This window comes from Nonomuraea sp. NPDC050680 (assembly GCF_040654555.1).
GTDB lineage: Bacteria > Actinomycetota > Actinomycetes > Streptosporangiales > Streptosporangiaceae > Nonomuraea.
The window spans coordinates 251,744-275,082 of record NZ_JBFAIF010000004.1; the positions used below are offsets into that span (position 1 = coordinate 251,744).

At 70.7% G+C, this 23,339-nt stretch carries 23 protein-coding genes; 12 read left to right on the forward strand and 11 right to left on the reverse strand.

What is annotated here, in order from left to right; translation table 11 throughout:
* Positions 1 to 8 precede the first annotated feature (8 nt).
* From AB0H88_RS16895 to AB0H88_RS16920, 6 genes are all read right to left on the reverse strand, one after another.
* Positions 9 to 1,232: a cytochrome P450 gene (locus tag AB0H88_RS16895; protein ID WP_357645261.1), complete on the reverse strand. Its 1,224-nt coding sequence runs from the start codon at positions 1,230 to 1,232 to the stop codon at positions 9 to 11.
* Positions 1,229 to 2,425 carry a cytochrome P450 gene (locus AB0H88_RS16900; RefSeq protein ID WP_357645264.1) on the reverse strand — a complete coding sequence of 399 codons (1,197 nt, stop codon included), beginning with the start codon at positions 2,423 to 2,425 and terminating at the stop codon, positions 1,229 to 1,231. The genes AB0H88_RS16895 and AB0H88_RS16900 overlap by 4 nt, the downstream gene beginning before the upstream one ends.
* A complete protein-coding gene (locus AB0H88_RS16905) occupies positions 2,422 to 3,018 on the reverse strand; it encodes an ATP/GTP-binding protein (RefSeq protein WP_357645266.1) in 597 nt (198 codons plus the stop codon). The genes AB0H88_RS16900 and AB0H88_RS16905 overlap by 4 nt, the downstream gene beginning before the upstream one ends.
* Complete coding sequence (locus AB0H88_RS16910) at positions 2,996 to 3,352, reverse strand: DUF742 domain-containing protein (RefSeq protein ID WP_357645267.1); 357 nt, start codon at positions 3,350 to 3,352, stop codon at positions 2,996 to 2,998. Before AB0H88_RS16910 ends, AB0H88_RS16905 begins: the two co-directional genes overlap by 23 nt.
* Complete coding sequence (locus AB0H88_RS16915; protein ID WP_357645269.1) at positions 3,349 to 3,747, reverse strand: roadblock/LC7 domain-containing protein; 399 nt, start codon at positions 3,745 to 3,747, stop codon at positions 3,349 to 3,351. Before AB0H88_RS16915 ends, AB0H88_RS16910 begins: the two co-directional genes overlap by 4 nt.
* 119 nt (positions 3,748 to 3,866) lie before the next feature.
* A complete protein-coding gene (locus AB0H88_RS16920) occupies positions 3,867 to 5,480 on the reverse strand; it encodes an ATP-binding protein (protein WP_357645271.1) in 1,614 nt (537 codons plus the stop codon).
* 502 nt (positions 5,481 to 5,982) lie between these two features.
* Here AB0H88_RS16920 and AB0H88_RS16925 point away from each other — a divergent pair.
* The gene (locus AB0H88_RS16925) at positions 5,983 to 6,477 is read left to right on the forward strand and encodes a CAP domain-containing protein (protein WP_357645273.1); all 495 of its coding nucleotides are present in this window, start codon (positions 5,983 to 5,985) and stop codon (positions 6,475 to 6,477) included.
* A 319-nt stretch (positions 6,478 to 6,796) separates the two neighbouring features.
* Positions 6,797 to 7,915, forward strand: a complete 1,119-nt coding sequence (locus tag AB0H88_RS16930) for a globin domain-containing protein (RefSeq protein WP_357645275.1) — start codon at positions 6,797 to 6,799, stop codon at positions 7,913 to 7,915.
* Here AB0H88_RS16930 and AB0H88_RS16935 read toward each other — a convergent pair.
* Positions 7,912 to 8,730, reverse strand: a complete 819-nt coding sequence (locus AB0H88_RS16935) for a helix-turn-helix transcriptional regulator (protein WP_357645277.1) — start codon at positions 8,728 to 8,730, stop codon at positions 7,912 to 7,914. The two genes, AB0H88_RS16930 and AB0H88_RS16935, sit on opposite strands and share 4 nt — an antisense overlap.
* 140 nt (positions 8,731 to 8,870) lie before the next feature.
* Here AB0H88_RS16935 and AB0H88_RS16940 point away from each other — a divergent pair, with 140 nt between their 5' ends.
* Together AB0H88_RS16940 and AB0H88_RS16945 are read left to right on the forward strand one after the other, a co-directional pair.
* Positions 8,871 to 9,950, forward strand: coding sequence for an exo-alpha-sialidase (locus tag AB0H88_RS16940; protein WP_357645279.1), 1,080 nt, complete (start codon positions 8,871 to 8,873; stop codon positions 9,948 to 9,950).
* A gap of 3 nt (positions 9,951 to 9,953) precedes the next feature.
* A complete protein-coding gene (locus AB0H88_RS16945) occupies positions 9,954 to 10,262 on the forward strand; it encodes a hypothetical protein (RefSeq protein WP_225292858.1) in 309 nt (102 codons plus the stop codon).
* Positions 10,263 to 10,281: 19 nt separating this feature from the next.
* Here the strand turns inward: AB0H88_RS16945 and thyX are convergent, their stop codons facing one another.
* Positions 10,282 to 11,064, reverse strand: coding sequence for an FAD-dependent thymidylate synthase (gene thyX, locus AB0H88_RS16950; RefSeq protein ID WP_357645281.1), 783 nt, complete (start codon positions 11,062 to 11,064; stop codon positions 10,282 to 10,284).
* Between the two features lie 153 nt (positions 11,065 to 11,217).
* Here thyX and AB0H88_RS16955 point away from each other — a divergent pair, with 153 nt between their 5' ends.
* Positions 11,218 to 11,568 carry a DoxX family protein gene (locus AB0H88_RS16955; RefSeq protein ID WP_357645283.1) on the forward strand — a complete coding sequence of 117 codons (351 nt, stop codon included), beginning with the start codon at positions 11,218 to 11,220 and terminating at the stop codon, positions 11,566 to 11,568.
* Between the two features lie 13 nt (positions 11,569 to 11,581).
* Positions 11,582 to 12,073, forward strand: a complete 492-nt coding sequence (locus AB0H88_RS16960) for a MarR family transcriptional regulator (RefSeq protein WP_357645285.1) — start codon at positions 11,582 to 11,584, stop codon at positions 12,071 to 12,073.
* On the opposite strand, the gene AB0H88_RS16965 is transcribed toward AB0H88_RS16960, so the two are convergent.
* Positions 12,061 to 13,209: an amidohydrolase family protein gene (locus tag AB0H88_RS16965; protein WP_357645287.1), complete on the reverse strand. Its 1,149-nt coding sequence runs from the start codon at positions 13,207 to 13,209 to the stop codon at positions 12,061 to 12,063. The two genes, AB0H88_RS16960 and AB0H88_RS16965, sit on opposite strands and share 13 nt — an antisense overlap.
* Before the next feature lie 100 nt (positions 13,210 to 13,309).
* Positions 13,310 to 15,439, reverse strand: a complete 2,130-nt coding sequence (locus AB0H88_RS16970; protein WP_357645289.1) for an anthranilate synthase component I — start codon at positions 15,437 to 15,439, stop codon at positions 13,310 to 13,312.
* A gap of 294 nt (positions 15,440 to 15,733) precedes the next feature.
* Between AB0H88_RS16970 and AB0H88_RS16975 the strand changes: the two genes are divergently transcribed.
* From AB0H88_RS16975 to AB0H88_RS16985, 3 genes are all read left to right on the forward strand, one after another.
* Positions 15,734 to 17,182 carry a glycosyltransferase family 39 protein gene (locus AB0H88_RS16975; RefSeq protein WP_357645291.1) on the forward strand — a complete coding sequence of 483 codons (1,449 nt, stop codon included), beginning with the start codon at positions 15,734 to 15,736 and terminating at the stop codon, positions 17,180 to 17,182.
* A gap of 103 nt (positions 17,183 to 17,285) precedes the next feature.
* Complete coding sequence (locus AB0H88_RS16980; protein ID WP_357645293.1) at positions 17,286 to 18,830, forward strand: CocE/NonD family hydrolase; 1,545 nt, start codon at positions 17,286 to 17,288, stop codon at positions 18,828 to 18,830.
* Positions 18,812 to 19,753: a WYL domain-containing protein gene (locus AB0H88_RS16985; protein WP_357645295.1), complete on the forward strand. Its 942-nt coding sequence runs from the start codon at positions 18,812 to 18,814 to the stop codon at positions 19,751 to 19,753. The genes AB0H88_RS16980 and AB0H88_RS16985 overlap by 19 nt, the downstream gene beginning before the upstream one ends.
* Positions 19,754 to 19,818: 65 nt before the next feature.
* On the opposite strand, the gene AB0H88_RS16990 is transcribed toward AB0H88_RS16985, so the two are convergent.
* Positions 19,819 to 20,718: an SDR family oxidoreductase gene (locus tag AB0H88_RS16990; protein WP_357645297.1), complete on the reverse strand. Its 900-nt coding sequence runs from the start codon at positions 20,716 to 20,718 to the stop codon at positions 19,819 to 19,821.
* A gap of 69 nt (positions 20,719 to 20,787) precedes the next feature.
* On the opposite strand from AB0H88_RS16990, the gene AB0H88_RS16995 reads away from it, so the two are divergent.
* The 3 genes from AB0H88_RS16995 to mctP all read left to right on the forward strand — a co-directional run bounded on the left by AB0H88_RS16995 (position 20,788) and on the right by mctP (position 23,283).
* Positions 20,788 to 21,336, forward strand: coding sequence for a VOC family protein (locus AB0H88_RS16995; RefSeq protein WP_357645298.1), 549 nt, complete (start codon positions 20,788 to 20,790; stop codon positions 21,334 to 21,336).
* 130 nt (positions 21,337 to 21,466) lie between these two features.
* Positions 21,467 to 21,676 carry a DUF3311 domain-containing protein gene (locus tag AB0H88_RS17000; RefSeq protein WP_357645299.1) on the forward strand — a complete coding sequence of 70 codons (210 nt, stop codon included), beginning with the start codon at positions 21,467 to 21,469 and terminating at the stop codon, positions 21,674 to 21,676.
* Entirely contained in the window at positions 21,673 to 23,283 is a 1,611-nt protein-coding gene (gene mctP / locus AB0H88_RS17005) for a monocarboxylate uptake permease MctP (protein WP_357645300.1), read from the forward strand. Before AB0H88_RS17000 ends, mctP begins: the two co-directional genes overlap by 4 nt.
* Positions 23,284 to 23,339 lie beyond the last annotated feature (56 nt).

Below are 23,339 nucleotides of genomic sequence, written 5' to 3' on the forward strand. Positions count from 1 at the left end.
AGGGGTCATCACGGCACCGTGAGAAAGACCGGCAGCTCCGCCGCGGAGTTGGAGAACAGGGACGGTACCGGGACCAGCGCCGCGGGCGGGACGGCCAGCGACAGGCCCGGATAGCGGCGGAAGAGGGCGGGCAGCGCCTCGGTGGCCTCCAGGCGCGCCAGCGAGGCGCCCAGGCACAGGTGGGGACCGCCGCCGAAGGCCAGGTGCCGGCGCTGCTCGCGGGTGATGTCGAACCGCGCGGCGTCCGGGCCGTGGTGCTCCCCGTCGCGTCCCACCGCGCTGTACGGGGCCAGGATGGCCTCTCCGGCGGGGATGGTGACGCCGGCGATCTCGATGTCCTCCAGCGGGTAGCGGGCCATGAAGTTGCCGATGGGCGCGTCCCAGCGCAGCGTCTCCTCCACCACGGCCGACCAGGTCTCCTCGCCGCCGGCCACCGCCAGCGCGCGCTGCTCCGGGTGGGTGAGCAGGGCGCGGGCGCCGTTGACGATCAGGCTGAGGGTGGTCTCGTGCCCGGCGGCGAGCATCAGCCACAGCGTGCCGACCAGCTCCTCGTCGGTGAGCCGCTCCGGGTCGTCGCGCTGGGCGGCGATCAGCTCGCTGATCAGGTCGTCACCGGGCGCGGCGTGCCGCGCGGCGACGAGCCGGTCGAGCAGCAGGTAGATGTCGCGCTGGGTCTTGAGCACCTCCTCCGGGGCGGTGGTGGAGCGGAAGATGCTGTCCACCAGCTCCCGCAGCTCCGGGCGCTCCTCCTCCGGCACCCCGACGAGCTCGCAGATCACCTGCATGGGCACCGGGTAGGCGAAGTGCTTGCGCAGGTCGACGGTTCCGTCGGCGGCCGCGTGCGAGGGCAGGTCGTCGAGCAGCCCGCCGACGATCCCGGCGATGCGCGGCCGCATGCTCTGGACGCGGCGCGGCGTGAGCGTCTGGGTGACGAACTTGCGCAGCCGGTGGTGTTCCCGCCCGTCGGCGGTGAGCATGTTGGTGACCTTGACCATGCCGATGAGCGGCCAGTCGTCGGCGATGCTGCCGTCACGGACGGCCGTCCAGTTGTGCCAGTCCTTGCTGACCCTGCGGTCGGCCAGCAGGTCGGCCAGCAGCGCGTGATGGGTGACCGACCACGCCTCCACGCCGCCCGGCAGGACGACGCGGACGACGGGGCCCAGCTCCCGCAGCCGGGCGGCCTCGCCGTGGTGGTCGGTGCCGGCGGGGTCCAGGGTGACAACAGGGATCATGAACGGTCTCCAAGCGCGCGGAAGTGGACGGGCAGCGAGGCGGGGCAGCGGGTCCACGGTGACGGGTGCGGGGTCAGCTCCGCGGCGTCCACGGACAGGCGTACGTCGGGCAGCAGGTGCAGGGCCGTCTCCACGGCGGTGCGGGTGATGAGCCGGGCGGGGACGGGGGCCGGGCAGACGTGCGGGCCGGCGCTCCAGGCCAGGTGGGCGCGGTTGCCCAGCTCGATCTCCGTCGCGCCGCCGTGGACGCGCGGGTCGTCGTTGGCCGCCGACAGGCCCAGGATGAGCGCATCGCCGCGGGCGATGCGCCGGCCGCCCAGTTCGGTGTCGCGCAGGGCGTACCGGGCGGGCATGTTCGTCATGGGCGGGTCGCGCCAGAGCACCTCGTCCAGCGCGTCGTCGACGCCCAGCCGCCCGCCGCGCACCCGGCCGGCGAAGCGCGGGTCGGTCAGCATGAGCCGGAAGGTCTGCGCGATCCACGTGGTCGTCGTCTCCTGCGCGGCGGAGATCATCACCACCATCGACTGCAGCACCTCGGCCTCGTCACGCAGGTCGGCGTGGGCCAGGAAGTGGCTGGTCAGGTCGTCGGACGGGGTCTCCTTCCTGGCCCGCAGCAGGCCGCCGAGCATCTCCTCGAACTTCCTGTTGCCCGCCTGGGAGTCCTCGGCGCTGCCGAACAGGGCGCGCAACGCCGCCAGCAGCTCGTGGCCCTGGCCGGCGTCGAGGCCGAACAGGCCGGCGATGGCCAGCATCGGGACGACGGCCGCGTAGTCGCCGACCAGGTCGGCGGCGCCGCGGTCGGCGAAGCCCTCGATGAGCTCGCGGCACATGGTCTCGACGGAGCGGCGCATGCGGCGCTGGTCGATCGCGGCAACCCCGTCGTCGATCGCGCGGCGCAGGCGGCGGTGCTCGGCCCCGTCGGCGCCGATCACGTTGGGCCGCCAGAACATCATCGGCCCCAGCCCCGAGTCGGGCGGCACGACGCCTTCCTGGAACAGCCGCCAGTTGCGGGCGTCGCGCGAGTACAGCTTCTCCTGCCGGGTGATGGTCAGCAGCTCCTGGTAGCCCATGACCAGCCAGGCGCCGACGCCCGGCTCCAGCTCCACCCAGGCGACCTCGCCCCAGTCGCGGCGCAGCCCGCGGAGGACGCCACGCGGGTCGGGGCAGGTCGTGGTGGCGGACAGGGGGATCATGAGGGGCCCTTCTGCAGGGCGAGCGCGTGCTCGACGAGGGTGATCAGCGCGTCCACCGAGGAGGAACGGCTCCTGGCGTCGCAGTTCACGATGGGTGTGCCGGGCTCCAGGTCCAGGGCCTCCCGCAGCGCCTGCGCGCTGTGGTCGGCGGAGTCGGGGAAGTGGTTGACGGCAACGGCGAAGGGCAGGTCGCCGCGGAGTTCGAGCTGGTCGATCACCTCGAAGCTGCCCTCGATACGACGGGTGTCGACCAGGACGAGCGCGCCCACGGCGCCCTCGCCGAGACCGGCCCACAGGTCCCAGAAGCGCCGCTGGCCGGGCGTGCCGAACAGGTAGAGCGCGGTGTACGGGCTGAGCGTGATGCGGCCGAAGTCCATGGCCACGGTGGTCGTGGTCTTGCCCTCCAGCCCGGCCAGGTCGTCCACGCCGACGCTGGCCTGCGTCATGGTCTCCTCGGTGCGTAACGGCTCGATCTCGCTGACCGCGCCGATCATCGTGGTCTTGCCGACGCCGAAGTCGCCGACCACGAGGATCTTGACCGCCTGCTGCACGGTGTCGGGCAGGTAGCGGTCAGCTGAGCCGGCGGAGCCCATTGAGCACCTCCTGGAGGGTCGTCAGGTCGGGACGCCCGGCTTCCGGGATGCGGGAGCGGGCTATCAGGTGGCCGGAGTCGACCAGGTCGGAGGCTAAGATCCCGGCCACGCTCAGCGGCAGCCGGAGGTGCGCCGCCGCCTCCGCCAGCGACAGGAGCCGCCCGCACATGCGCAGCAGGTCGCGCGCCTGGCGGGTGGCAGAGGGTGGCAGGGGCTTGCCGGCGTCGGCCACGACGAGCAGGGTGTCGAGGCCGATGGTGTTGCGGGTGGGGCGGGCCCGGCCCTGGGTCAGCACGTAGGGGCGTACCGCGCTGTCGTGGTACTCGCCGCTCATTTCCGCGCGGCCCGGCGTGCGGGGGTGCTGAAGTTCCTCTCGCCGATCTTGATGACCTGGGCCTGCATCTGCTGCGCGATGAGCCGCGGGTCGACCACCGACTCGGTGATGACCACCAGATGGGAGCCGGATCCGGCGGCGCGGGCGAACAGGAAGCCGCCTTCGAAGCCCACCATCAGCTCCCTGACGCCCCGGTTGCCGCCGCCGAACTCGCGTCCCACACTCTGGGCCAGCGACTGCAGTCCGGAGCAGGCGGCCGACAGCCGGTCGGCGACGTCCCTGTCCGTACCGGCCGAGCGGGCCTTCAGCAGGCCGTCGGAACTGAGGACGACGACGTGGCGGACCCCGGGGACCCAGACGACCTCGGCGATCATCCAGTCCTGGTCTTGGTGCATCGGTACCCCGTTCATCATCAGTCGTCGTTCGTCATCCGTCCGACGTTCGTCATCGGCCGTCGTTCGTCATCCGTCCGACGTTCGTCATCGGCCGTCGTTCGTCATCCGTCCGACGTTCGTCATCGGCCGTCGTGTGCCCCTGCGTCGGGGTCGTGGTCGAAGAAGGCGGCCATCCACTCGCCCGCCTGCTCCGGGGTGGCGGGCGGGTCGGCGGCCGGTCCCGCCGCGGCGAGCCGCTCGGTGTCGGAGCCCGCCTCACCGCGCCGTGAGCGCCTGCGCGGCAGCGCGCCGCCGCCCGCCGAGTCCTCCGTCGTGCCGCCCGCCCCGGCGACCTGCTCGCCCAGGGGACCGGGCGGGGCCGGCACGGGCTCGTCCGGCACGGGCTCGTCCAGCGTGGGGTGGTCCTGGGCGGGCTCGATCGGCCGGCCCTCGTGGCGCGCGGGCCGGGCTCGCGGCGGCGCCTCGACCGGCTCCAGCGTCTCCACGAGCGGGCCGGGCACCAGGACGACCGCGCGCACCCCTCCGTACGGCGAGGGCATCAGGTCGGCCAGGAACCCGTGGCGGCGTACGTAGTGCCCGATGACCGCGAGTCCGGTCTGCGGGATCTCCCCCACCTCGCCCACGTCGACGGAGCGGCGCCCGGAGACGATCTCGCGCGCCTGCTCCAGATGGTGGTCGTCCATGCCGACGCCGCCGTCGTCGATCTCGATGACGGCGCCGCGCTGCACGTTGCGCACCGCCACGAGCACCGTGGTCGCCGGCGGCGAGGACTGGGTGGCGTTGGCGAGCAGCTCGGCCACCAGGTGGATGAGCGGCTCGACCACGTGGGCCGCGACGGCGGTGTCCGGGTCGCCCGACACCTCCACCCGCTTGTAGGCGACGATCCTGGAGGAGGCGGCCCGCACCACGTCGACCAGCGCGAGCGGATTGGGCCACTGCTGTCCCGGCCACTCGCCGCACAGCACGGCGAGGCTCTGCGCGTGGCGGCCCTGCTGGGCGGCGGCGTGGTCGACCTGCATGCTGGTCTCCAGCACGTCCGGGTTGCCGGGGTGGCGCTCGGCCATCACCGAGACGTTCTCCTGGATGCGGTGGGCGGAGGTCTGTACGCGCCGGGCCAGCGCCAGCAGGGCCAGCCGCAGCGACTCCTGCCGCTCGCGGTCCTGCCCGGCGGCCTCGCCGACCGCGTCGAGCACCTCTTCCAGCAGCTCGGCCGCGTCCTCGTCGAGCCCCTGGCTCTGGTACGGCGGGGGCACCGTGTCCTGGGCGATAACGGCCGGGATCCGCGCGTCCACCAGGTGCCTGACCGCCTCCTGCAGGGCCTTGGACCGGGCCGCGACGTGCTTGCTCCACTGGGTGTTGCGTTGCTGGAGGTGGTGCTGGAACTCGGCCTCGCGCTGGTGCATGGCGCTCTCGCGGCGGCTCATCGTCCGCAGGGCCTCCTGGTGCGCCTGACGCAGCGCCGCCACGGCGGCCAGGGCGAGGAGCGAGAGCGCCGCGGCGGCGACGCACGCCCAGACGACGCCGCTGCGGCTGTCGAGGAGCAGGGCGGCGAAGGCGCAGCACGCGGCGACCACCGGCAGGGCCAGCGCCGCCGGCCAGAGCCACTGCGCCTGAGGTGACGGGGCCGCCTTCGGCGCCGGCGTCTGAGGAGCGGGCCGCTGAGGAGCGGGCGTCTGAGGTGACGGCGTCCGACGTGCCGGAGCTTGGGGCTGTGGGGGTTGGGAACGAGCCATGGTCACCTTCGCGAACGGGCTGGAGTATGCGCTGGTCTCAAGCGGGAGGCGGCTACGGAGACCCCCTCTGCCGAAGCAAGCGGCATCTCCCCTTCCAGTCCGTTGCCTCTGCGTCACTCCCAGTGGCGACGCGTCCGCCAAGATCCGATTATTCCGACTCTACTAAATGAGTCAATCCATTCCCCGCCGCCTGTCAGATATATACCAAAGGTGCATTTTATCCCGCTTTGTCGGGATATGTCCGGTCTTGGGGGCGGCGGCGCGTCTGACAATTCCCGGCTGATCCTGTCAATGAATCGCGTCTTCATATCCAGCCAGGAAGGGCCCGATAAGGACCACCCGAAATGTCACCGTCATAATATCTGGGCCCCCATGGCCCTTGTCCAGGCAAAACCCGTCGCCCACAATCCAGAGGACACCGCCGGACCACAGGAAGGAAACTCATCGTGCCTGCGAACAATGACGTATTCGCGTACGACCCCTCGCAAACGAGGTGCTGACGATGGCCCGCTACCGACCCCCTCTGCCGGACGCCACGAGCGCCGCCTTCCTCGCCGAGGCACTGGCCGAGACCAATGCCCTGCGCGCCGAGCACCACGCTCCGCCGCTGGTCCTGGACCAGGAGCTGGTCGAGTACGCCAGGTCCCGCGCCGCGTCGCGATCGGAATACCCGGACACGGAGGCCGGGCACCAGGGGTTACGGGAAGGCACCGGGGAGAACCTTTTCTGGGGCGCCGGCTCGAAACAACGGCCGCTCGACGCGGCGAAAGCGGTTGCCGAATGGTACGAGGAAATCAAGGGCTACGACTTCGCCGACCCTGAAAACGTCGCCGACTGCGGTCACTTCACCCAACTGGTATGGAGGGAGAGCCGGCGGATGGGCGCCGGACGCGTGGCCGGACGGGGCCCGGATTTCTACGAGACCTACATCGTCTTCGTTTTCGAGACGCCCGGCAATAAGCCCGGCCACTTCGCGGAGAACGTACGGCCCGCCTGACTTCCGGCCCGGGAGCCGTGCCGCCGACGACTCCCCCTCCGCCCGATCACTTCAGTCACATATGCGAATAAGACACACTTTCACTTTGATGACCGAAATCTTCCCCGCCTTGAACGCGGAAAATCACGTTATCGTCACGGACAGTTTTGCTCCGCACTGTATCGGGGCGAAACGGTTGTGACGCTCAGGAGGTGGTGTAAGACTCGAATTCGAGCGAGCAGTCGTGCCGGGGCCCGCCGCCGCTCATTACCCGGAGCCGTCAGGGAGGTGTAACGACACGACCGGAAGAATATTCCGGTCAAAGGGTGGGGTTAATTTCATGTCGTTGAATCCGCGCCTGGTAAAGGAGAGTTTCTCCGTCGTGGAGCCGGTGGCCGACAAGGCCGCCGCCTACTTCTACGGCCGGTTGTTCGCCGAGAGTCCGCAACTGCGGGGCATGTTCCCGCCGGCCATGGACCTGCAGCGCGACCGGCTCTTCGGCGCTCTGACCCGCATCGTGTGGAGCCTGGACAGCCCGGCCAGTCTGGCGTCCTACCTCGGCCAGCTCGGGCGGGACCACCGCAAGTACGGCGTGATCGCGGAGCACTACACCGCGGTCGGCAACGCCCTGCTCGCGACCATCAAGCGGTTCGCCGCCGACATCTGGAACGAGGAGATCGAGGCCGCCTGGGCGGCCGCCTACACCGCCGCCGCCAACCTCATGATCGAGTCGGCCGAGTCCGACTCCGGCGTCTCGCCCGCGTGGTGGCTGGCCGAGGTCATCGACCACGAGCTGCGCGCCCCGGACATCGCCGTCCTGACGCTGCGGCCGTCGCAGCGCCTGCCGTACACGGCGGGCCAGTACGTCAACGTGCAGGTCTCGCGGTGGCCGCGCGTCTGGCGCACCTTCTCCATCGCCAACGCGCCGCGCCCGGACAACACGATCACGCTGCACGTGCGCTCGGTCCCCTGCGGCTGGGTGTCCACCACCCTGGCCAGGGACACCCGCATCGGCGACACGATCATGCTGGGGCCGCCGATGGGCACGATGACGCTGTGCGAGCGCAGCTCGCGCGACGTGCTGTGCGTGGCGGGCGGCACCGGCCTGGCACCGATCAAGGCGATCATCGAGCAGATCATCGCCTCGGGCCGCCGCCCCAACATCCATCTCCTGGTCGGCGCGCGGACAGCGGCGGAGCTGTACGACCTGCCGGACCTCATCCGGATGGAGTCGTCCTTCCCCTGGCTGCGGGTGCTGCCGGTGGTCTCCGGCCAGGCCGGCTACGAGGGGATGCGCGGCCGGCTGCCGGAGGTCACCCAGCGCTTCCACTCGTGGGCCGAGCATGAGGTGTACGTGTGCGGGCCGTCCGGCATGGTCAGCGAGACGGTCCGGCGCCTGCGGATCGACGGCGTACCCCTGTCCCGCATCCACCGCGACATCGTCCAGGGAGAGCGCTAGGGGGCGGCGGGCCGCTGGAAGGCGGCGGCCGTCTCCTCGTCGTTGGGCCAGAAAGTCTCGATGGCGAGCTCGGCGACCGTCACGTCCAAGGGCGTGCCGAACGTGGCGATCGTGGTGAACATCGACAGGATCCGCGTGCCGTGCCTGATCCGCAGCGGCACCAGGATGTCAGCCGGGCCCGGCACGTGCGCCACGTTCAGGTCCACGCCGGGGTAGGTGTAGGCGGCGAGTTCGTCGTGCAGCTCGGCCAGCTGCCCGGAGCCCGACGCCTCCGCCTGCCTGCGCAGCTGGTGCAGCAGGTGGGCGCGTACCTCCGCCAGGTTGACCAACCGGCCGCCCATCGCGTCGGGGTGCAGCGACAGCCGCATCACGTTGACGGGCTCCTTGAGCAGCTCAGCGGGCACTCCGTCCATGAACAGGGCGGCCGCCGAGTTGGCCGCCACCAGGTTCCAGGCGGCGTCCACGACCAGCGCGGGGTAGGGCTCGTGCCCGGCGAGGATCTTGTCGAGCGCCTGCCGGACGACCTGCATCTCGGGGGCGCGTACCTCACGTTCGGGGAAGACCGGTGCGAACCCGGCCGCGACCAGCAGCCTGTTGCGGTGGCGCAGCGGCACCTCCAGCTCCTCCGACAGCTTCATCACCATCTCCCGGCTCGGCCGGGCGCGCCCGGTCTCCAGGAAGCTGACGTGGCGAGCCGACACCTCGGCCTCGATCGCCAGGTCGAGCTGGCTCACCCGCCGCCGCTGCCGCCAGGACCGCAGCAGCTCCCCGAACGATTCATCTCCCACCGCGAACGCGCCATTGACCGACCCCATACGGCAACGCTACCGACAAGAGGGAAGCACGGCGATTACCTCGTACGTAATCGCGCAGCAAATCGCCCAGTCCTCGGCGCTCCTGGTCACGGCGTGGCACGATGGCCGGGAAGCGAACACGGGAGCGATGGGAGCTTGTTATGAGCGACGCAGTGCTCGCGATCGGCACCCGCAAGGGCCTGTTCCTCGCCCGCTCGACGGACGGCGGCCCGTTCGAGGTGGCGCCGATCCAGTTCTCCACGGTCGGCGTGACCTCGGTGGCGATCGACACGCGCGCCGCCGCGCCGCGGATCCTGGCGGGCATCGAGTACGGCCACTTCGGCCCCTCGGTGATGTACTCCGACGACCTAGGCGAGAGCTGGCAGGAGGCCGAGCGTCCCCCCATCGCCTTCCCCGAGAAGACGGGCGCGACCCTGACCAGGGTGTGGCAGCTCATGCCGTCGCCGGCCGAGCCCGAGGTGGTCTGGGCCGGGGTGGAGCCGGGCGCGCTGTTCCGCTCGGAGGACCGCGGCGTCACCTACGAGCTGGCCGAAGGGCTGTGGGAGCACCCGCACCGGCAGCACTGGCAACCGGGCGGCGGCGGCCTGTGCCTGCACACGGTCGTCAGCCATCCCACCGACCCGAAGGTCATGGGCGTCGCGGTGTCGACGGGCGGCTTCTATCGCACCACCGACGGCGGCCTGTCGTGGGAGGCCGCCAACCAGGGGATCCGCGCGCCGTTCATGCCGGAGGGGCAGCAATATCCCGAGTACGGGCAATGCGTGCACAAGGTCGGCATGCACCCATCCCGGCCCGAGCGGCTCTTCCTGCAGCACCACTTCGGGGTCTACCGCAGCGACGACTTCGGCGGCTCCTGGCACGACATCGGCGCGTCGCTGCCGTCCGACTTCGGCTTCCCGATCGTGGTGCATCCCACCCGGCCCGACACGATCTACGTACTGCCGCTGACCGCCGACATCGACCGCACCCCGGTCGGTCACCGCTACCGGGTCTTCCGCAGCCAGGACGCGGGCGGCACCTGGCAGCCGATGGAGCGCGGGCTGCCCGAGGGGCCGGTGCACGCGAGCGTGCTGCGTGACGCGATGACCGCCTCCGAGGCGGGGGTGTTCTTCGGCACCCGCGACGGCGAGGTCTACTGCTCGCGGGACGACGGCGGCACCTGGTCGACGGTCGTCCGGCACCTGCCCGACGTGCTCAGCGTGCGCGCGGCGGTGCTGTAACCCATGGCCAAGAACGTGATGATGGTGGTCTTCGTCCTGCCCAACTCGCTGCGCCGCTGGGTGAGCGGCGACAGCGAGGTGAAGGTCTTCGCCGTCGCCGCCGACCAGCACACCCCGCCGACGCTCGGCTCCGCGCTCGACATGCTGCGGCGTACGCATCCGCTGCTGGAGGAGCGGCTGCGCGACGACTACGGGCGCATCCGCCGGCACATCAACATGATCGTGTGCGGCGAGAACGCCCGCGGCCTCGGCAGCCTCGACTGCGCGCTGCCACCGGGTGCCGAGGTCTACGTCATGCCGGCCCTGGCCTGACCACCCGCACCCATGCGAATCACACCTTGCGCCAGCCCGGGACCCAGGCCCCGTCCTCGATGACGTAGTCACCGAACAGGGCGGGCGCCTCCTTGACCATGAGCGCGCCGATGTGCTGGAACAGCAGGCGGATCTCCTCCTCGGCCCCCGCGGCCGTGCGCGCCTCGATCGTGTGCCGCAGCGTGCGTACGTTGGCCGTCCAGACCAGGCCGGTGGCCAGCCCCTCCGGGGCGAAGCGGCGCATGAACGAGGTGCGGTGCTTCTTCTCCGAGAACGGCACGCCCTCCTCGTCGAGCCCGAAGTGATCGGCCATCCAGACCTGGAACTGCTCCATCTGCTCCAGCATGGCCGTGGCCCGCTTCATCAGCTCGGGGTCGGTCTGGGCCCACTCGGGGAACCAGAACGGCAGCTCGTCGAGGCGGACGAAGCGCAGCGACTCCTGCGAGATGGCCACCCCGGGGCGGTGCCTGACGAGCTCGTGGGTGAGCACGCGGCTGACGTTGTGCAGCACGAAGCTGAAGTTGAGGTGCTCCAGCACCGAGCCGTGAGCGCTGGCCAGGATGTTGCGCAGGTAGTCGCCCTGGTCCTCGCGGATGCGCACGACGTTGGGGTTGAGTCCGGGCTCGAAGGAGCGGTAGCACAGGCGCCCGGCGAACTCGGCCAGGTTCTGTGCGTCGAGGTCGCCCCGGTCGAGCCGCTCCAGCCAGCTCTCGCCGCCGACCTCGCCCAGATAGCGGGCGAGCTCGTCGTAGTCGAGGTCTGGACGGGCGACGAGGAACACCTCGGGTTCGACGGTGCGCATGGGCGAGCCCCCGCTCGGGTTAGGCGATGTGATGGCCCCCAGCAAACCAGGTCGCGGACCCGCGCGCGACTCGGCGCGGGGCCGGGCCGGACACTTGTCCCTTCAAGTTTTTCGCCCTACAGTCAGCACCCTCGATACTTGAAGGGACAACTTATGAACGTCGTCCTCTGGGTCCTCCAGGCCCTGCTCGCCGCCGCCTTCCTCATGGGAGGGTTCATGAAGTTCACCCAGCCCAAGGAGAAGCTCCAGCCGCGCATGGGATGGGTGGATGATTTCAGCCAGGCGCAGGTCAGGGGTATCGGCGCGGTGGAGTTCCTCGGCGCGCTCGGCCTGGTGCTGCCCTGGGCCACCGGCATCGCCCCGATCCTCACACCCCTGGCGGCGGCCGGCCTCGGCATCACCATGATCGTCGCCGCCCAGGTGCATCGGCGGCGCAAGGAGAGCTTCGCGGTTAACCTGGTACTGCTGGCGCTGACGGTCATCGTCGCGGTCGGCCGATTCTGACGCTGGGGGTCTGTTGGTCGAAGGGCTCGCCCATGACGAGCAGCGAGCGTGGCAGGGCCTGCTCGCGGTGATGCTCGTCGGCATTCCACGGGTGGAGCGCACGTTCCGGGCGTACGGGCTGGTCCACATCGAATACGGCCTGCTCAACACGCTTGCCGCCGGGCCGTTGCGGCTGAGCGACCTGGCCACCCTGGGCAACGTCTCGATCAGCCGCCTGAGCCACCGGGTGAGCAAGCTGGTCGAGCGCGGCTACGTACGGCTGCGGCCCGACGAGAACGACGGCCGGGCCAGCGTCGCCGAGATCACCCCCGAGGGACGGGCCGTCATCACCGCGATCGCGCCCGAGCACGCGCGGGCCCTGCGCGAGGTGCTGTTCGACCACCTGTCGCCCGAGCAGGTCGCCGCGCTGGCCGACGCCATGCAGAGCGTCGGAGCCAAGCTCGGCGCCTGCATGGCGGACGACCGTGGGAGAGAGGGCCCGGCCCACACAGTTCAAAGCCGGTAGACCCGGCGGGCATTGCCGGAGCCGATCATGTGGGCCACCCTGGCCGCGTCGGCGGCGCTCCACTCCCCCGCGTCGAGCCGCGACTTCAGCGCGGCGGCCAGGGCCCGGCGGAAGTAGAGGGCGCCCAGATGGCCGGTCTCGGCCACGCCGTGGCAGCCGGAGCCGAAGAGCTGCTTGTGGAACGGCGCCAGCTCCAGCATCTCGTCCATGATCCGCGCGGACCCGGCGGCGCTGTGCGCCAGGGCGAGGCCGATGTCGACGTAGACGTGCGGGAAGACGCCGGCCAGGTAGGCGGCCTGACGTTGGAAGGGGTAGCCGTGCAGCAGGACCACCGGCACGCCGGCCGGCTGCAGCGCCCTGACGAACGTGGTCATCCGCGCCGGGTCGGTGCGGTGCAGGCGGGAGTAGGACAGATCACCGAATCCGGCGTGGAACTGCAGGGGCAGACCGCGGTCCCTGGCCACGTCGACCGCGGTCCACAGCAGGTGGCGCAGCAGGATCGGGTCGGTCAGCGGCTCCTTGGGGTCGGACAGCCGGCGGTTGGCCGCCGCGATGACCGAGCCCCTGCTCGGCCTCGACGGGTCGAAGTCGAGGCCGCACCGGTGACCGATGACCGTCGCCATGCCCACGGCTCTGGCGGCCCTGGCGGTGAGCTCCTCGGCCAGGCTGTCCATGTAGTCGAGGGCCGTCTCGGCCATCTCCACGACGTCGTGCTCGATCTGCTCGATGCCGACGACCTCGTTCGCGCTCGCGTCGCCGTGGCGGGCCAGCTCGGCGGCGGTCAGCAGCTCGGCGCTCTCCATGCCGGTGTCGACCAGGAGTGCCCCAATTCCGGCGGCCCGCAGCAGCCGCCGGTTGACCTCGTCGGCGCCGAGATCGGCCCGGCGCGCCAGGTAGACGGCGGGGGGCGCGTGCGGCTCCAGGCCGAGCACGGGCGCGCACCAGCGGCGGATGGCCGCGCCGATCGGCGCGTCGAAGTGGGTGGTGCCCGGCGGCGCGGGGCAGCCGCCCTCGTTGATCAGCAGCTCGAACTGGGCTCTGGACAGGTCGTCGCGGCGCACCCCGTGACAGTGGTGGTCGACGAGCGGGGCGAGGAGGGCGTCACGCACCGTATCGGGAAGATCTACGGGGAGCATGCGGAGACTCTAGGTGGCCTCCGCACGCTCCCGCGGCCGTTTTACCTACCCGAAAGACGCGCTAGATCCTCACGTGTGAAAGAGCCCCCGGGCCCAGACCTCACCGGCGGGCGAGGCGGAGCACGTTGGCGATGACGCGCGCGCCCGCGCCGCCCTCGGCGGTGAGGATGGACTCCGGATGGAACTGCACGGCGAAGCGGCGCCGCTCGGTGTCCTCGATGGCCATGACGTTGCCGTCGGGCGTCAGCGCGGTCGGGGTGAAGCCGACCACGCCGGCCCGCTTGGCGTGCAGGGAGTGGTAGCGGGCCGCCACGAACTCCTCGGGCAGCCCGTCGAGCAGCGCGTCGCCGCCGCCCAGCCGGGTGACCTGGCCGCGCTTGCCGTGCTCGGGGTAGTCGAGCAGTTCCAGCGAGCCGCCCGCGTGCTCGACCATCGCCTGCAGACCGAGACAGACACCGAAGACCGGCAGGTCGCGGGCGTAGATCTCGTCGATGAGCGCCGACATGCCGAAGTCGGAGGGCCAGCCGGGGCCCGGCGACAGGACGACGAGGTCGGGCGCGATGTCGTCGAGCATGGCCGAGGGGAAGCCGTGGCGCAGCGTGACGACGTCGGCGCCCTCCTGGCGGAAGTAGTCGGCCAGGGTGTTGACGAAGGAGTCCTCGTGGTCGACGAGCAGCACCTTCATGCCCTGACCCGGCTGCTCGCGGACCGGGACGACCGGCTTGGCGTGCGGCTGGTTGACCGCGGCCAGGGCGCCGAGCAGGGCGCTGGCCTTGAGCTCGGTCTCGCGCTCCTCGGCCTCGGGGTCGGAGTCGAACAGCAGCGTGGCGCCGGCCCTGACGGTCGCCAGGCCGTTCTTGATCTGGGCGGTGCGCAGGGTCAGGCCGGTGTTCATGGAGCCGTCGAAGCCGATGAAGCCGATGGCGCCGCCGTACCACCTGCGGGTGGTGGCCTCGTGGTCCTCGATGAACTGCATGGCCCAGGTCTTGGGCGCGCCGGTGACCGTGACGGCCCACATGTGGGTCAGGAAGGCGTCGAGGGCGTCGAACTCGGGGCGCAGCCGGCCCTCGATGTGGTCGACGGTGTGGATCAGCCGGGAGTAGAGCTCGATCTGGCGGCGGCCGATGACCCGGACGGAGCCGGGCACGCAGATGCGCGACTTGTCGTTGCGGTCGACGTCGGTGCACATGGTCAGCTCCGACTCCTCCTTGACACTGGTCAGGAGGGTGCGGATGGCCTCGGCGTCCTCGATCGGGTTGCTGCCACGGGCGATCGTGCCGGAGATGGGACAGGTCTCGACGCGGTCGCCGCTCACCCGGACGAACATCTCGGGCGAGGCGCCGACGAGGTGCTCGCCCTCGCCGAGGCTGATGATGAACTCGTAGGGGGCCGGGTTGCTGTGCCGCAGGCCGCGGAAGAAGCTCGACGGGTCGGCGCAGGGGGCGTGGAAGACCTGGCCGGGCACGACCTCGAACAGGTCGCCGCGCTTGAACTTCTCCTTGGCGGCGGCCACGACCTTGGCGTAGTCGCCCCGCTTCGGGTCGGCGGGCACCTCGGCGGGCTCGGTGAGGGGCACGGAGTCGCCGGTGCGCTCCAGGCCGCGGGTGGTGGCGCCGTCGACGGTGAACTCGTAGCGGTATTCGACGCTGGTCTCGCGCTGGCGGTCGATCACCACGAGCCTGTCGGGCAGGTGCAGCACCAGGTCACGCTGGTCGTCGGGGCGGACGAGCTCCTGCCTGATCGGCTCGAACTGGAAGGCCAGGTCGTAGCCGAAGGAGCCGTAGAGGCCCAGGTGCGGGTCGTCGCCCCGGAAGGCGGCGATGACCTCGCGGATCGCGGTGAACACGGTGGGCCGGCGGCTGCGCATCTCCTCGGTGAGCAGGTCGCCCGACTCGGGCACGTAGACCTCGACGTGGTCGGCGGTCGGCTCCTCGACGGGCTTGCCGGCGGCCAGCAGGCAGGAGACCACCGCGGGCAGCACCACCCTGCCGCGGGCGTTGAGCGCCCTGGCGGAGATGTGGCGGCCCCTGGCGACCAGTTCCAGGCACGGGTCGACGTAGCCGAACGCCCATCGGCTGTAGCGGCCCGGGTAGTCCATCCCGGAGGAGAAGGCGCCGCCGCGTCTCTCTCCGAGCGCCGTCACGATCTCTTCCAGCGCTTCCTCAGGCACCTGGCGTACCTCGCGCTCGACGCCGATGCCCCCGGCGGTGGTATATCCGCTCGTCTCCACTGCTGCCCCTTGTCGAAAACCGATGATCGAACACCGACACTGATGCCCCGGGGGCGGACACGAGAAAGGCCGCCTTCCGGGGCGGCCGTCCGTTGAGGAATGCGAATCACGCGCCGCCTACTAGCGGCGCCACCACTGAAGCTGCAACGAGATTCGCATGTGGCAAGCGTAACCGGCGCGCGATGATCACGCAACGCGCCCGCGCCGGGTCGCCCCCAGATGGGCGAAACGCCCGGCAAATAGGGGTGCGCAACTCCTGACGGGAGTTCTGACGAACGGCTAACTTTAGCAATCATGGAACGCCCCCCGTTACTAGCGTGGCGCTCGGTCACGTTGATCTCGATCTTGTTGTTCGCGGTGCTGCTGCTGCTCAGTGGCAGCTACGGATATCACCGCGATGAGATGTACTTCCGCGTGCTGTCCGAGCACCCCGCCTGGGGGTACGTCGATCAGCCCGCGTTCGCGCCGATGGCGGCCAAGCTGTCGATCGCCGTGTTCGGCGACACGCTCTTCGGGATCAGGGTGCTGCCCGCGCTGGCCGCGGCGATCCTCGTGGTGCTCGTCACGCTCATCACGCGCGAGCTGGGCGGCCGTGGCGTCGCGCAGATCCTGGCCGCGCTCGGCACGGCGACCGGCGCCTACACCTTCATCGCCGGGCACACGCTGCTGACGCTCAGCTTCGACCTGCCCTTCTGGGCGGCGGCCATCCTGTTCATGACCAAGGCGCTGATGCGAGAGCAGCCACGGTGGTGGCTGGCCGTCGGCGTGATCGTCGGGCTGGCGACCTACAACAAGCACCTGATCGTCATGCTGGTGCTGGGACTCGCGGTCGGGCTGGTGGCCGTGGGGCCGCGCCGGGTCCTGGCCAGTCCCTGGCTGTGGGGTGGCGCGCTGATCGCGGCGGCGCTGGCCGTACCGAACCTGCTCTATCAGGCCACGCACGACTGGCCGCAGCTCAAGATGGCGGCGGCGCTGAGCGGGGACCGGGGCGGCGAGATGCGGGCGCTGTTCGTGCCCATGCAGCTCACGCTGTTCGGGCCGGTCGTGACCGTGATCGGCGCGTTCGGCTGGGTGCGCCTGTGGCGCGAGCGGCGGGTGCGGGCGCTGGCCGTCGCCTACCCCGCCGCGGCCGTGGCGACGCTGATCAGCGGCGGGCGCTTCGACTACACGGCCGGCCTGATCCTGCTGCTGTTCGCGGCGGGCTGCGTGAGCGCGGAGGCGGCGGGTCTGGGCAAGGTACGGCTGGCCGCCGGGTCCCTCGTGGTGAACGGCCTGGTGTCGGCCGTGATCGCGCTGCCGCTCATCCCGGCCGCCGGCCTGGCCGCCACTCCGGTGCCGGCGATCGACGAGGTCGTGCGCGAGTCCATCGGCTGGCCGCAGTTCGCGGCCAAGGTTCAGAACGTGCTGCGCTCGCTGCCGCCGCAGGACCAGGCGCGGGCCATCGTCATGACCGGCAGCTACGGCGAGCACGGCGCGCTCGTGCGCGCCGGGATCCCGCGCGTCTACAGCGGCCAGAACCAGCTCCACGAGTACGGCCCGCCGCCCGAGAGCGCCACCGTCGCGGTCATGGTGAACATCGGCCCGCGCGGCATGGACTTCCAGTACAACAGCTGCGAGCAGAAGGACCGCGTCGACAACGGCCTCGGCATCGACAACGAACTGCAGGGCATGGGCATCTTCCTGTGCCGGGGACTCAAGCAGCCGTGGAGCGTCGCCTGGCCCCGCTACCAGCACTTCGACTGACCGCCCGGCCGTTGGGGTGCCCCCGGTCTACCGGACCCCGGGCGGCATCTGTTACTGGTAGGTAATGCGACGTGTGCGGGTCCGGCGTGACCTTCCCATTCCGATGCCCGACGGCGTGACCCTCCTGGCCGACCATTACGCACCGGTCAGGGGGGAGCGGGCGCCGGTGATCCTCATCCGTTCCCCCTACGGCCGGCGCGGCCTGTTCGGCTGGATGTGCGGCCGGGGCTTCGCCAGGCGTGGCTTCCAGGTGGTGATCCAGAGCTGCCGGGGCGGTTTCGGCTCGGGCGGGACGCTGGACCCACTCGGCGACGAGCACGACGACGGCCTGGCCACCGTCGCCTGGATGCGCGCGCAACCCTGGTACGGCGGGTCGTTCGCGATGTTCGGCCCCTCCTATCTCGGCTACGCGCAGTGGGCCATCGCGGCCGAGGCCGGGCCGGAGCTGAAGGCCATGGCCACGCAGATCACCGCCTCGCAGTTCAGGGACGCCGCCTACGTGGGCGGGGCGTTCGCGCTGGAATCCGCGCTGAGCTGGACCACGCTGACCGACGCCATGTCCCGCCCGTTCGGTGGTACGGCGATGCTGACGGCACCCCGGCTCACCCGCCGGGCGGTCCTGTCCGGGCGGCCGGTGGCCGAGCTGGACCAGGTGTCGGCCGGGCGTCCGCTGCCCTTCTTCCAGAACCTCCTGGAGCACCATGCCGACCCCGCGGTGCCGTACTGGGACAAGCGTGACTTCTCCCCGAAGGTCGGCGAGGTGGAGGCGGCCGTCACCATGCTGGGCGGCTGGTACGACGTGTTCCTGCCGTGGCAGCTCAAGGACTACCAGGCGATGCGGGCGGCCGGACGGCGGCCGTACCTGACGATCGGGCCCTGGTACCACGTGGACCGCCGGCACGGGCGGCCCGCCATCGCCGACGCGCTGGCCTGGTTCCGCGCGCACCTGCTGGACGATCCGTCCGGGCTGCGCCCCGATCCGGTGCGGCTGTACGTGACGGGGGCCGAGGAGTGGCGCGACTATCCCGACTGGCCGGTGCCCGGGATGCGGCCGGAGCGCTGGCACCTGCGGCACGGCTTCGGGCTCGGCACCGAACTTCCGGGCCAGGACGAGCCCGATCGCTTCCGCTACCACCCGGACCATCCGACGCCGGTGCTCGGCGGCCCGGTGCTGCTGGCCGACTCCCGGCCGAGGGATCAGCGGCGGCTGGAGGCGCGGCGCGACGTGCTCGTCTACAGCTCCGCCGCGCTGGAGTCGGACATGGAGCTGATCGGGCCGGTCGGCGCCGAGCTGTTCGTCAGGACGAGCACGCCGTACGTGGACGTGGTCGTGCGGGTCTGCGACGTGCATCCGGACGGCCGTTCGCTCAACGTGTGCGAGGGTGTGCGGCGGCTGGGTCCCGACTCGGCGTCCGATGACATCCGGCGGGTGCTGGTGGATCTGTGGCCGATCGGGCACCGGTTCGCCCGCGACCACCGGATCCGGGTGCACGTCGCCGCCGGGGCCTACCCGACGATCGCCCGCAATCCGGGCACCGGCCGGTCGCTCGGGCTGGGCGGGGAGATGGTGCCCGCCGACGTCGAGGTGTTCCACTCCCCCGAGTATCCGTCGGCCATGATCCTGCCGCTGTGCGCGCCGCGCGGTTGATGTCGCTGCTCCTGCTGCTGCAGGGGCGCGGCGGGATGACGGCCGCGGAGCTGGCCGGGGAGCTGGAGGTGTCCGAGCGGACCATCCACCGCGACGTGCTCGCGCTGTCGGAGTCGGGGGTGCCGGTCTACGCCGACCGGGGGCGCGGCGGCGGCTACCGGCTGCTGGACGGCTACCGTACCCGGCTGACCGGGCTCGACCGGGCCGAGGCGGAGGCGCTGTTCCTGTCGGGGGTGCCCGCGGCGCTGCGCGAGATGGGGCTGGAGGAGGTGGCCGCGACGGCCCGGCTGAAGGCCGCCGCGGCGCTGTCACCCGGCGTGCGTGACGCGCCCGCGACGGCCGCGCAGCGCTTCCATCTGGACGCGCCCGGCTGGTTCGCCGGCGACTCCCCGCCACCGGCCGCGCTCGCGCCGCTGGCCAGGGCCGTCTGGCGGGATCTCGCGGTGACGGCCGTCTACAAGGGCGCTAAGCGGACGGTGGAGCCGTACGGGCTCGTGCTCAAGGCCGGCGCCTGGTACCTGGCGGCCAGGAGCGGCGAGCGGTTCCTGATCTACCGGGTGGACCGGTTCGGGGAGATCGACGTGCTCGCCCGGGTCTTCGAGCGCGATCCGGGCTTCGATCTGGCGGCCTTCTGGGCGGGGCAGTCGGGGGCGTTCACCCGCTCGCTGCTGCGCGAGACGATCACGCTGCGGCTGAGCGAGGCGGGCGTGCGCCTGCTGCGCCACATCGCCGACCCGGCCGCCCTGCCCGACGCGCTGGCCTCGCTCCAGCCCGACGGCACGGTCCGGCTCGGGGTGGAGTCGGTGCGGGTGGCCTACGGCCAGGTGCTGCGCTTCGGCCCGGAGGCGGAGGTGCTCGAGCCGCCGGAACTGCGCGCGCTGGTCGCCGAGGCGGCGGCCCGGCTGGCGACCCTCTACCGGTAACCCTCCTTGCCAGCTCTACCGGTAGCCCTCCTTGCCGGCTCTACCGGTAGCCCGGCCGGCGACCTCTACCGGTAGTCCTCCGGATCGGCCTCCTTGCCGGCCTCCTGGACCTCGACCATGAAGCGCCACACATCCGGCCTGCTGCCGTCCACGTCCGTGAACCCGTACACCTGGGCCAGCTCGCCGCTGGAGACCGACCGGCCCGACCAGCGCCGCTTGTCCGGGTCGGTGGCCAGGGCGGCGACCGCGCGGCCCACGTAGGCCGGGGTCTCCGACACCGCCCACGAGGGGTCGGGCGCCGCCTCGCGCCAGGTCTCCTCGGTGACGCCGAACAGCTCCAGCATGGCCTCCGAGCGCAGGAACCCCGGCGTGAGCGCCACCGCCGTGCCGCCGTACGGCTCCAGGTCGTGCGCCTGGCTGAAGGCCAGCCGGTTCACCGACACCTTGGCCAGGTCGTAGTACGGCGAGACCCGGTAGTGGGTGTCGTTGTAGCCCGTGGTGCCGTCGGTCACCTCGACCACCAGCCCGCCCGGGTGGCGGATCAGCAGTGGCAGCAGGTGGTGGCTGGTGATGAGGTGGGTGTCGATCGCCAGCCTGAGCAGGCGCAGCCCGTTGTCCAGATCGTGCTTCCACACCGGCGTGTCCCACTCGTACAGCGACTCGCCGCCCCACACGTCGTTGACCAGCACATCAAGCCGTCCCTGCTCGCGCTGGATCCGCTCGGCCAGCGCCTTGACCTGTGCCGGGTCCAAATGGTCCACGCGCACCGCGATGCCGGTGCCGCCCGCCCGCGTGACCAGCTCGGCCGTCTCCTCGATGGTCTCGGGCCGGTTCAGCTCCGAGCGGCCTTCCCGCGTCGATCTGCCGGTGCAGTAGACGGTCGCACCGGCCGCGCCCAGCTGAACCGCTATTCCTCGTCCTGTTCCACGGGTCGCGCCCGCCACCAAAGCAATCACGGGGTCCATGCTCGCCCGGAAAGAGGACATCTCTTGTCATGTTTTTCGCGGGACCCCTGTGATAAGTAGGGAGTTACTATGAACAGCGAATTCGAGTTACGCGGGGTCAACCACGTCGCCCTGGTCTGCTCGGACATGAAGCAGACGGTGGACTTCTACTCCGGCGTGCTCGGCATGCCGCTGATCAAGACGATCGAGCTGCCGATGGGCTGGGGGCAGCACTTCTTCTTCGACTGCGGCGGCGGCAACGCGCTGGCCTTCTTCTGGTTCCCCGACGCGCCCGAGGGCGTGCCCGGCGTGTCGGCGCCGCGCCACCTGCCCGACCGGGGCGAGCTGCTGTCGGCCGTCGGGTCGATGAACCACATCGCCTTCGACGTGCCGCCCGAGCGGATCGCGGAATACCGCGAACGGCTGCTGGCCAAGGGCATCGACGTCGGCGTGCTGCTCAACCACGACGACAGCGAGTTCGGTGTGGCGCCGCAGATGCACGAGGGCGTGTTCGTCCGGTCCATCTATTTCAAGGATCCCGACGGGGTGCTGGTCGAGTTCGCCGCCTGGACCCGGCCGGTCGGGCAGCCCGGTGACGTACGGCACGAGCCGAGGACCGCCGCCGAGCGGACCGTCTGAGCGAGCGGACCTCATCGCGAACCGACCGTTCGTCGCGGGGAGCCGACCACTCGTCGATCGGTGACCTGAGCGAAATAATCACCTCACTAGTCTGCGAGGGCAAGAGCCGCATCTCCCCTAGGAGACCGCCTTGCCCGATGACAAGAGTGACCGCAGCCCCTGGAACTGGCTGCTGCTCCTCCCCATCGCCATCCCCCTGCTGACGTTCCTGTACAACTCCGACGAGCCCCGGCTGCTGGGCTTCCCGCTGTTCTACTGGCTGCAGATCGCCTTCATCGCCCTCGGCGTGATCACCACCACGCTGGTCTACCAGATGACCAAGCGCCGGAGGCAGCGGTGAGCGAGCACCTGACCGAGATCATCGTCTTCACCGTCCTGTTCCTGGTGGTCAGCGGCATGGGCTTCTTCGCCGCCCGATGGCGCCGGCCCACCGACCTGGCCAGTCTCAACGAGTGGGGGCTGGGCGGGCGCAGCTTCGGGGCGTGGATCACCTGGTTCCTCATCGGCGGTGACCTCTACACCGCCTACACCTTCGTGGCCGTGCCCGCACTGCTGTTCGGGGCGGGCGCCGCGGGATTCTTCGCGGTGCCGTACACGGTGATCACCTACCCGATCGTGTTCCTCATCATGGTGCGGCTGTGGTCGGTGTCGCACGTGCACAGCCTGGTCACACCGGCCGACTTCGTGCGGGTACGGTTCGGCTCGCCGACGCTGGCGCTGCTGGTGGCCATCACCGGGATCGTGGCGACCATGCCGTACATCGCGCTGCAGCTGATCGGCATCGAGGCCGTGCTGAAGACGATGGGCGTGTCCGGCAGCGGGTTCCTCACCGACCTGCCGCTGATCATCGCGTTCGTGATCCTGGCGGCCTACACCTACCAGTCGGGGCTGCGGGCGCCCGCGCTCATCGCCTTCGTCAAGGACATCCTCATCTACCTGGTCATCCTCGTCGCGATCATCTACATCCCGGCCCGGCTGGGCGGCTGGAGCCAGATCTTCGGCGACGCCACGGCCAAGTTCGCCGCGACCCCGGCGCCCGGCGACGGGACCCTGCTCAACGCCAACAACCAGCTCCAGTACGTCACGCTGGCGCTGGGCTCGGCGCTGGCGCTGTTCCTCTACCCGCACAGCGTCACCGGCGTGCTGGCCTCGCGCAACCGCGACGTGATCAAGCGGAACATGTCGGCGCTGCCCGCCTACAGCCTGCTGCTGGCGCTCATCGCGCTGCTCGGGTACATGGCGATCTCGGCGAAGATCAAGCCGATCGGCACCGACGTCAACACCGTCGTGCCACAGCTGTTCGACCAGATGTTCCCCGACTGGTTCGCGGGGGTCGCGTTCGCGGCCGTCGGCATCGGCGCGCTCGTCCCGGCGGCCATCATGTCGATCGCGGCGGCGAACCTGTTCACCCGCAACATCTACCGCGAGTACATCAACCGCGATCCGACCGACGCCCAGGAGGCCGGGGTCAGCAAGGTCACCTCGCTGGTGGTGAAGGTCGGCGCGGTGCTGTTCATCCTGCTCATCGACCCGCAGTTCTCCATCGACCTGCAGCTCATCGGTGGCGTGATCATCCTGCAGACGCTGCCGTCGGTCGCCATCGGCCTGTTCACCCGCTGGTTCCACAAGGGCGGGCTGATCGCGGGCTGGGTCGCCGGGATGGGCGCCGGCGTCCTCATGCTCTACAACGTCGCCAACCCGGCCACCAAGCACGAGCACTTCGGCGGTTCGGCGTTCGCGCTGGCCAAGCTGGGCCTCGACACCAAGATGACGATCTACGCGGGCTTCCTGGCGCTGGCCGTGAACCTCATCGTGGCGGCGCTCGGCACGCTGCTGTTCCGGGCGCTCAAGGTCGCGGACGGCCCCGACGGCACCGCGCCCGAGCACTACACGGCCGACGAGGGAGACCCGCGCATCAAGGACCTCGACCTTGCCGGTTCGACGTGAGTCTCAGCATTCAGCTGACATTTAGGCCAAACCGTAACCCAGCCGACATTGGGATT